General features: G+C 61.6%; 7 protein-coding genes and 1 pseudogene. 4 read left to right on the top strand and 4 right to left on the bottom strand.

Annotated elements, in window-relative coordinates; translation table 11 throughout:
- Positions 1–194 precede the first annotated feature (194 nt).
- Together AC04SI_RS32915 and AC04SI_RS32910 are read left to right on the top strand one after the other, a co-directional pair.
- The gene (locus tag AC04SI_RS32915) at positions 195–569 is read left to right on the top strand and encodes a transposase family protein (protein WP_488475692.1); all 375 of its coding nucleotides are present in this window, start codon (positions 195–197) and stop codon (positions 567–569) included.
- Positions 570–572: 3 nt separating this feature from the next.
- Positions 573–1,607 (top strand): ISL3 family transposase, encoded by a 1,035-nt coding sequence (locus AC04SI_RS32910; RefSeq protein ID WP_488475691.1) that lies wholly within the window; start codon positions 573–575, stop codon positions 1,605–1,607.
- A 98-nt stretch (positions 1,608–1,705) separates the two neighbouring features.
- Here AC04SI_RS32910 and AC04SI_RS32905 read toward each other — a convergent pair.
- A pseudogene (locus AC04SI_RS32905) lies at positions 1,706–2,589 on the bottom strand (IS110 family RNA-guided transposase); the annotation flags it as partial.
- A 33-nt stretch (positions 2,590–2,622) separates the two neighbouring features.
- On the opposite strand from AC04SI_RS32905, the gene AC04SI_RS32900 reads away from it, so the two are divergent.
- Positions 2,623–2,934 carry an amidase family protein gene (locus tag AC04SI_RS32900; RefSeq protein WP_488475693.1) on the top strand — a complete coding sequence of 104 codons (312 nt, stop codon included), beginning with the start codon at positions 2,623–2,625 and terminating at the stop codon, positions 2,932–2,934.
- Positions 2,935–3,554: 620 nt separating this feature from the next.
- Positions 3,555–4,793, top strand: coding sequence for a group II intron reverse transcriptase/maturase (gene ltrA / locus AC04SI_RS32895; protein ID WP_488475689.1), 1,239 nt, complete (start codon positions 3,555–3,557; stop codon positions 4,791–4,793).
- Positions 4,794–4,874: 81 nt separating this feature from the next.
- Here the strand turns inward: ltrA and AC04SI_RS32890 are convergent, their stop codons facing one another.
- The 3 genes from AC04SI_RS32890 to AC04SI_RS32880 all read right to left on the bottom strand — a co-directional run bounded on the left by AC04SI_RS32890 (position 4,875) and on the right by AC04SI_RS32880 (position 7,187).
- Positions 4,875–5,153, bottom strand: a complete 279-nt coding sequence (locus AC04SI_RS32890; protein WP_488475688.1) for a hypothetical protein — start codon at positions 5,151–5,153, stop codon at positions 4,875–4,877.
- 72 nt (positions 5,154–5,225) lie between these two features.
- Positions 5,226–5,534, bottom strand: a complete 309-nt coding sequence (locus AC04SI_RS32885) for an amidase family protein (RefSeq protein WP_488475690.1) — start codon at positions 5,532–5,534, stop codon at positions 5,226–5,228.
- 498 nt (positions 5,535–6,032) lie between these two features.
- Entirely contained in the window at positions 6,033–7,187 is a 1,155-nt protein-coding gene (locus AC04SI_RS32880) for a M20 aminoacylase family protein (RefSeq protein WP_488475687.1), read from the bottom strand.
- Between the last annotated feature and the right edge of the window lie 241 nt (positions 7,188–7,428).

Genomic DNA, 7,428 nt, shown 5'->3' with positions numbered 1-7,428 from the left:
GGGTTCTTCCGCATATTTGGTGCAGGTTGCGGGATTCACGGACGGTGCGAATAAGTTCATAGAGTCGGAATCGCAGTCGACGCCGTGATTTGCCCGTGCTCCATGCCTTCCGCTCGCTGATTTCACCCGAGCTTTCGATTGTCCAAATTCTGCCGCAGGCCGAGAGGGTGGTGCTTGTGGCCCGACCGAAGGCGATGGACTCGTGCTGTCCATGTTGCGGTCACCGAACCCGCCGCGTTCACAGTCACTACATGCGCCGGTTGAGCGATCTGCCATGGCAGGGTCGGATTGTCGAAATCCAGCTTCACGCACGACGGTTTCGATGCGCCGATCCACGAATGCCAGCGGCGGATCTTCACCGAGCGGTTGCCGGAAACGGCACGGCCGAAAGCGAGACGCACGTCCCGCCTCGGCGAAAGCCAGTTGGCCATCGGCTTCGCGGTCGGCGGTGCGCCCGGCTCGCGCCTGTCGGACAGGCTCGCCATGCCGGTGAGCGGCGACACACTGTTGCGGATGGTCCGCGCCGCCGGGTGCGAGCCGCAGCAGGCGCCGCGTGTGGTCGGCATTGACGACTGGGCCTGGCGCAAGGGGCAGCGTACGGAACGATCATTTGCGATCTGGAGCGCAACCGCGTGCTGGATCTGTTGCCGGACCGAAATGCCGACACGGTCGCATCATGGCTGGAGCGCTATCCTGGCATCGAGATCATCGCTCGCGATCGTGCCGGCGTCTATGCCGAGGGCGCCCGTCGCGGTGCGCCCGATGCAACGCAGGTCGCCGACCGCTGGCATCTTCTCCAGAACCTGGGCGAAGCGTTGCGTCTGGCCGTCGGCCGCCATCGAAAAGCTGTCAACGCGGCAGGAAAGGCCATGACGTCCGAGATGGCCGGAAACGAAGACGCCAAGCCATCCCCGAAACTTGATTGCCTGCGCCGGTCGAGGCGCAACCAGCGCAGTGAGCTCTATGCTGAAATCCTTGATTGGCGGGAGGCGGGTCTATCGCCGCGACAGATCGCGCCCCGGATTGGCATGAACGTGAGAACTGTCGAACGCTGGCTTGCAGCGGGCGGTGAGCCCGAGCATCGGCGGCCGCCCTCGCGCTCCGTCCTCATGGATCCTTTTCGAGACTATCTCGAAAAGCGCTGGGAGGAAGGCCAGCACAACGGGCTGCAACTGTGGACCGAAATCAAGCACCGTGGCTTTGAAGGCAGCAGGGCGACCGTCTACAGGTGGACCGCCGCCCGCAAGGAGCGGCCGCCGACCGCTCCGCCAAATTCGCGGTGGCGGCCGCCATCGCGCCACCATCTCCATGAAAATGCGCCGGAGCTTTCGATCGCGGGCGAACTCGCCCGCCGTTTTGCTGCAGTGATACGCGGCGACGATGATGCCGGCCTTGAGCGATGGATCGCCGATGCCACGAACAGTGAGCTGGCCTCCCTTGCAGCAGGCATCGGCCGTGACATTGAGGCTGTCCGGGCGGCAATCACCCAGCCCTGGAGCACGAGCCCGGTCGAAGGCCAGATCAACCGCCTCAAGACGATCAAACGCCAGATGTACGGGCGCGCCGCCTATCCACTCCTCCGGAGCCGACTGCTGGCAGCCGCTTGACCCAACCGGACAAAGGGACACCCGAAAAAAGTAGTCCCTGCACCAAATATGCGGAAGAACCCCTGATCGCCGCGCCGCAGGCGATGTTTATCAATTGTTCAGCCGGCGACCGGCTTGATTTCCGTCCTGGTCCAGCGGAACTGTGTGCCGTCGCTCCAGATGCGATGCATGATCACCGCCAGCCGGCGGGCGAGCGCAACGATGGCTTTCTGCTGGCCGCGCCGCTTGGCGACGTCCATCGCCCAGGCCTTCAGCCAGGACCATTTCGTCACCCGCGTCAGCAGGGTCTGCGCGGCCTCGTAGAGCAACGTTCGCATCATGCCAACGAGATCCCGCCCACCCGGCGGCTTTCGCCCGATTCATGGAGCGCCGGCGTCAGGCCCAAAATCGGACCGACCGCCTTGGAGTTGCGGAAGCGGGCGGGGATATCGATCGTCGCGGTGTAGGCCAGCGACACGACGGGGCCGACACCGGGGATCGACATCAGCTGGCGGCAAACCTCATCATCCCGGACGATCGCCAGAAGCTTGCGGTGCAGGGCGGCGTAATTCTGGCGCAGCTTGCGGCGCGCGTCGAGCAACGGTTCGACGATCTCGACCAGATCGGGCATGCCTTCGGTGAGCTCGCGGATCCGCTCCTCAAACTTGACCGCACCGACCTTGCCAACCTTGAGACCGAAGTTGCGCAACAGCCCGCGGATGTCGTTCTCGATGGCAATCGCCTTGTCCTTTAAGAGCTTGCGCGCCGTCAGCAGCGCCCGGCGCTTCTGGCTCGTCAGGGTCTTAACATGCACCGGGCGGAACAGATTGACCCGCATCATCTGCGCGATCCCGCGCGCATCATTGCGGTCAGTCTTGTTCACCTGCGCCTTCAAGAATGCCTTGGTGTGACGTGTCTCAATGCAGATCATCGGCAGGCCGGCTTTGGCAAGGCCTTCGAACAGCCATTGCGACAAAGGTCCGGCTTCAAGTGTTGGCCGCGACCGCCGCACCAGCCCCGCCGGACGATCCGCCTGATGGGCATAGTGTGCCGCGAGGTGAAGGTGCTGACCCATCCCGAGGATATTGCGCGGGTGCTCAAGGATCCCGCCTGGCGGTTGGAACGCGTCGGGCACGCGACCAAGGGGCCTGACGAGCGCGACCCGATGTCCTTGCGCGGACAGGCCATCCCGTTCGATCTTGATGGCGACGTAAGGGGTTTGAGGATGGCCCTTTCCGTCGACCTTGGCTATATCGCCCTCGACGACGCGGTCGCCGAAGCGATGCAGACGACGGTGGACGTATTGCGCGCGGCCGGCGCGACCGTGACGCCAATCGACATGCCGTAGGATGCATCGATCGCCGAAGCCGTGCAGACGAGTTCGCGTGTCTATCTGGCGGCGTTCGAAGGCGACCTACTTAAGACGAAGCGCGACTTGCTCGCCCGGACGTCGTCGATTGTCTCGACGCCGCGTTCAAGATCGACGGTCCGACCTACAAGCGCATCGAGATGCTGAGGCGGAAGATGTGGCTGGACCTCCTCTCTGTTTTCGAGTCTCACGACGCGTTGTTGTGACCGACCACGAACATTACGGCGCCGCTCGCCTTGCGCGACAAGGACTTCAATTCGGTTAGAGCGGACGGGAAGTTGGAGCTCGCGGAAATGACCCATCCGTCCCGGGGCCATTGCCGGTCGGTGCGCAGATTGTTGGACGCCGATTCGATGAGGCGACGGTATTGAAGATCGGACGGGCGCTCGAAAAGTTCGGGTTAATGGGGGACCTGCGACCGCGCATCTTCGCTCAATGAATGACCTCTACCATGGCCGCTCCTTTTTGCAGAACTTGACGCACATAACCAGGCCCTGGAACCGAGGGACCGGGGTGAAGCCCCTGTCAGCGGTCACCAAGGGGCCGAACCACGCGTGGGGAAGTCGGCACCCGAAAGCCCGGCTTGGACAGAACAGCTAATGGAGACGGTATGTAGCCGAGAGAATCTGGAAACAGCGTGGAAACGCGTTCGAAGCAACAAGGGCGGTCCAGGCGTGGATGGGATGACCATCGACGACGCCAAGGGCTACCTGCGTGAGCACTGGCCAAGCATTCGGTCTCGATTGCTCGAGGGAACCTATCAGCCGCAGCCGGTCAAGCGGGTCGAAATCCCCAAGCCGGACGGCGGGGTCAGAAAACTCGGCGTACCTTGCGTCGTCGACAGACTGATCCAGCAAGCCCTGCTGCAGGTCCTCCAAGAGCAGTGGGACCCGACGTTCTCAGAGCACAGCTACGGCTTCCGCCCGGGACGCTCCGCCCATCAGGCAGTAGCCCAAGCGCAATGCTACATTGCCGAGGGTTACAGCTACATGGTTGACCTCGACCTCGAAAGATTTTTCGACCGGGTTAATCATGATAGCCTGATGGCGCGCATTGCCGCGAGGGTGTCCGATAAGCGTGTGCTCAAACTCATCCGAGCATTCCTCAATGCCGGGGTGATGGAGGATGGCTTGGTCCGTCCGGTGGACGAAGGGACCCCGCAAGGCGGTCCGCTCTCGCCCATCCTAAGCAACCTCCTGCTCAACGACCTCGACAAGGAACTGGCCCGACGTGGTCTCCGCTTCTGCCGTTACGCCGACGACTGCAACATCTATGTTCGCAGCCGCCGCGCCGGCGAACGGGTCATGGCTTCCGTAAGCCGGTTCCTGACCAAGAAGCTGCGGCTGAAGGTCAACGAGGCGAAGAGCGCGGTGGCGCGACCGGAGGAGCGGAAGTTCCCGGGGTTCAGCATCTCGAACGACGGGAGCGAGCGGCGCATCGCGCCAAAAGCTCTCGACAAGTTCAAGACGCTGATCCGGGACATGACGCGCCGGACGCGGGGGATCAGTCTGCCGCAGTTGATCAAAGAGCTGAAGCCATACCTCATCGGATGGCGCGGTTACTTCGGCTTCTGCCAGACCCCACGAGTGCTTACGAACTTGGAAGCGTGGATCCGCCGGAGACTAGGTTTGTATCTTTGGCGGCAATGGGGGAACGGGCACAACCGCTTCAAGGAACTGCGTCGCCATGGCGTACCAAAGTTCGGAGCTGCGGTTGCCGCCGGTTCGCCGACGGGATTCTGGCGCATGTCAGGACACCCGGCGGTCCAACAGGCCCTGCGCAACCATTACTTCGAGTCTCTCGGTCTCCCTCGTCTCCATGTCTCTGCCCAAGCTTAATCCGATCGAACCGCCGTGGTACGGACCCGTATGCCCGGTGGTGTGGGAGGGGCGGCGTCGCGAGGCGTCCCCCTATCCCGATCAATCCCTGAATGTCGATTGGTCCTGGACCCCGTTGAAACGTGCATCGCTGGTGTAGTGCAAGCCTTCCGGCGCTTCTCCGACTGCGGCAGGGACGAGTAACACATCGCAATCGCAGAACAGATCGGCGCATTCCCTCCTGGCTTCACGGGCGTGCCTAAGGCCGGTTTCGTAGCTCTCTGGCGTCACTCGCTGCTCGTACTCCTCGAAGTCCTGCCTGGTTCGTGATTTGAGGTCGTCCCGCCGAAAGATGCATTCGTAGGCCAGTGCCTGCAGCATTTCCCAACCGAAAGCCGCTGGCCATCGTCTTTATACCCCTCATCTCGCCCTTGCCGTAAGATGGCTTATAGCCTACCACCCCACAGAAGGGAGCAGGCCGGATCGTAGACCCATAGTTTGCGTTCCGAGCGCCCAAGGCACCATCGCGCTTCCGACGGCGGCTGCGGACCCACTGGACGACCCTCCCGGGGTGTGCAAGAGGTTAAGCGGATTCCGGGTCTTGCCCGGAGCGCTGCCCGCGAATTCCGTGGTGACCGTCTTGCCAAGAATGACTGCGCCGCCCGCGCGGGCGAGGGCGATATAGGTCGCGTCGCTCGCCGGCCGATAGTCTCGATAGATCGGCGAGCCGTAAGTCGTGGGCATATCCACGGTGTCGATCACATCCTTGTTCGCCAATGGCACACCATGTAGTGGGCCTCGGATGGGTGAGCGGTCCGCCTGCCGGCCTGTTCGAGCGCCAGATCAGCATCGAGATACTCCCACGCTTCCACCGCTGTCTAGCGTCTTCAATACGCTCGAAGCGCGAGCGCGTCAGGCTTTCGCTCGTCAGTTCTCTCTAGGCGATCAAACGAGCGGCATCGAGCGCGGTAAGTTCTTTCATTTAGGCATTTCTTCTCTTTGACGTGCGCCCAGCGCAACAGAACTCGATTCCGAGCAGACTTCTAACTAACTATACTATGGAATTGCTTAAGTATATCATCATAACGCCGTTGATCATGTAGTCTATTGCTATTCAACGTTACACATGATTAGTAATAGTCATACAAAACGTTTAAATTTCTTTTGATTTTGCCAAACTATGCAATTCATAAAGCCAAAGACCTCAGCAAATCCTCTGCCTCGTAGTCGGCGCTACCAGGTGGATGTTAGGGCTGAATCCTAGTTCCCTTCTCTTTTGACCAGCTCGACCCACAATGCGATGCCCATTGGTAGGGCGACATCATTGAAATTATATTCTGGGTGATGGAGGGGGGCGGTCTTGCCGTTGCCCATGAAGATGAAGGCGCCAGGCCGGGCCTGCAGCATGTAGGAGAAATCTTCCGCGGCCATTATGGGCGCAATCTCGCGCTGCACCGCCGCACGGCCAGCAACGCGTGCGGCGGTGTTCCCCAGAATGCCAGCCTGGACCGGATGATTGACGGTCGGCGGATAGCCACGGCGATACTCGATTTCGGCCTTAGCTCCAAACACATTGGCGACGGAGGTAGCTATGGCCTCGACGCGGCTTTCGATCTTGTCGCGGTTGGCGTCAGACAAGGTGCGGACAGTGCCCTTCAGCACGACCTCGGACGGGATGACGTTGTAGGCATCGCCGGCGTGGATGGACGTGATTGAGAGCACGGCTGGGTCAATAGGGTCGACGACCCTCGATACAATCGTCTGCAGTGCGCTGACGACGTGGTTGGCGACCATGATCGGGTCGATGGTTTCGTGCGGCCGGGCTGCGTGTCCGCCCTTACCTATGATCTGGATGTCGAAGCGGTCGGATGCGGCGAGCATGACGCCGCTCGACAGGCCAAAGGTACCGACCTCCATCCCCGGCATGTTGTGAAGAGCGTAGACCTCTTCGATGCCGAACCGCTCGAACAGGCCATCGTCGGCCATTACCTTCGCGCCGCCACCGCCCTCCTCTGCAGGCTGGAAGATTGCGACCAATGTACCGGGAAACGCACGCGTCGCGGCAAGATGCTTCACGGCGCCAAGCAGGATCGCCATATGCCCGTCATGCCCACAGGCATGCATGTGTCCATGCACGGCGGAGGCGTAGGGCAGGGCTGTCGCCTCAATGATGGGCAAAGCGTCCATGTCGGCGCGGATGCCGATGGTCCTGCTCGCCGGTGCAGGTCCGCCGCGGATCACCGCGACTACCCCGCTTCGACCGATGCCAGTCGCGACCTCGTCGCACCCGAAGCTGCGGAGGAGATCGGCAACGCGTGCCGAGGTGCGGTCGACGTCAAACAGAAGCTCAGGGTGGCGATGGAAATCGTGGCGCCAAGCCGTCGCTGCCGCAATAAGATCCTTGTCCAGTGTCATGCCGTCGATGCCTGCCTGTGCGGGAGATGCCAAATTAGCGAACCCGGATTGTGCCCGATTGACTACGCCTCGGCTCATCGGCTTTCGCTCTCGAAAATCCGAAACGTCTCGGTGAGAAGTTCCATGAAGACGTCGATTTCCGGCTCGGTGATGATGAGCGGCGGAGCCGCCATGAACCATTCGCCGAACTTTCCGCTCGCCGCGCGACGCGAATAGATGTGGAGGCCAAGATCGCGGGCGA

The organism is Mesorhizobium sp. CNPSo 4689 (assembly GCF_057784325.1).
Note: the sequence above shows the minus strand (reverse complement) of the source record. Positions and strands in the feature narration are given on the sequence as shown.